This is a genomic window from Corallococcus exercitus (assembly GCF_003611585.1).
Lineage (GTDB): Bacteria > Myxococcota > Myxococcia > Myxococcales > Myxococcaceae > Corallococcus > Corallococcus exercitus.
The window spans coordinates 1-1,626 of sequence record NZ_RAVW01000768.1 but is presented as its reverse complement, the minus strand read 5'-3'; the positions used below and the strand labels follow the sequence as shown (position 1 = coordinate 1,626).

1 protein-coding gene is annotated in these 1,626 nt (G+C 71.4%); it reads right to left on the bottom strand.

What is annotated here, in order from left to right:
* Nucleotides 1-112: 112 nt before the first annotated feature.
* Entirely contained in the window at nucleotides 113-1,222 is a 1,110-nt protein-coding gene (locus tag D7W79_RS41840; protein WP_120530735.1) for a GRAS family protein, read from the bottom strand.
* Nucleotides 1,223-1,626: the final 404 nt, after the last annotated feature.

Sequence of the window (1,626 nt, the reverse complement as noted above, 5' to 3'; positions counted from 1 at the left end):
TCCGTCAGCGCCGCGGCCATCACCCCGCCCGTGCACGCCTCCGCCAACACCAAACGCACCCCCGCCTCCCGGCACCTCCCAATGACTTTCGGCGCCACCGCCTCCAGTTCGCTCACGCGCCCTCCCTGGGCACCGCCGCAAGCACCGACACCAGCACGTCCCCCCGGAAGGTGATGCCCACCGTGCCTTCCTCCAGATACAGCCCCACCGCCGGGTGCACTTCGCCCGGGCACACCGTCTCCAGCCCGCCTCGCGACGTGAAGCCCGCGCGCTGCAACCGCTCCCACCAGGCGGTGGCCGGCTCATGGCGCTCGCACCGCTCCGACTCGTTCACCGTGCCCACGATGTCGTCTACCTCCCGGCCGAAGAACCGCTTGATGGCGCGACGCTCCGCGCCCGGCACCTCCAGCGTATCCAGCAACTGGAACACGCGGGAGAAGTGATGCCACGCGTTGATCAACCGCTCACGCGCCGGGGCACGGTGGTGGTCCACGTGGGGCTCGCACAGCACCACCCCCACCGGCCCCAGGGACGCCAGCCGCGAGAGCACCGCGTCGCGCGCCTCCACGCCCGACGTCTCCTTCTCCGCCACGTGGTGCAGCGCGAACGCCGCGTTCACCACCAGCGGCCGCTTCACGCCTCGCAGCGCCGCCCACGTCGCGGCGTCCAGGTCCTCCACCGGCGACTCCAGCTTCACGAACTCCAGCGACAGCCCCACCTCCTCCGCCACCGCGAGCACCGCGTCGCGCGCCTCCACCAGACTCGTCCCGCTGGGGTCCACGCCCACCACCGTCAGGTGCCGGGGCAGCGCGCCCGCCTTCGCCAGCGCTCGCAGCAGGTTGCACTCCTGCCGCCCCTGCCCGATGCCCACGTCCAGCAGCGTCGCCTCCGCGTGCCCTCGCAGGAAGTCCGCGAGCAGCGCGTTCGCCACCGCGTCCGCCGCGGACGCCAGTGGCAGGTGCTTCATCAGCCGCCGGAACAACTCAATCTGCGGCGCGCCTCCGTCCACCTCCGAGGCCCGGTACGGATGCAGCGCCCCCGTCGCACCCTCCAACCTGCGCGACAGCGCCGTGGCGAACACGGCGTAGTTCTCGTCTTCCGGAATGCGCTCCGCGTCCAGCAACCGATAGAGCGCGGCCAGTGTTTCCACCGCCTCCAACGTTCGCGCTGACAACGCATGGTCCATCGCCCGGAGCAGCAGTTCGTCCTTCGGCGTGCGCATGCGCCCTCCCCGCGAAGCCGTGGCCGTGGCTTCCGCTCGACATGAAAAAGTGTAACGACCGCTCAGGTCGCGGCTCCAGGGGGCGGCACCTCGGGGACACAGGGCCGTGCGCGTGTACACAGCGCGCCCGCCCTCGCGGACGGACTGGCGCGGGGGGCGTGGCAGGGGGACGTTCGGAGGGAGAGGATCCGCGTGGGCTCCGGGGATTGGGGCCTCCGCGTGAAAACATACAGCCGGAAACGGGGGCGCCCGCCGTATGGTTTCAGGCGCCGACTTCCGCCCCGGGCCGGGGAAGCTTCGGACGCCCGTGGCAGAACCCAATGAATGCATGCGGTGCCGCGATCAGGCCGGAAGCCTCCGGTGCTGGCGCGAGTGACAGTTTCGCGGGGGTCCGGTGTTGAAGC

What these genes read in the sequence shown, in the direction of transcription:
- D7W79_RS41840 (WP_120530735.1), bottom strand. Translation starts at nt 1,222, where the DNA reads ATGCGCACGCCGAAGGACGAACTGCTGCTCCGGGCGATGGACCATGCG.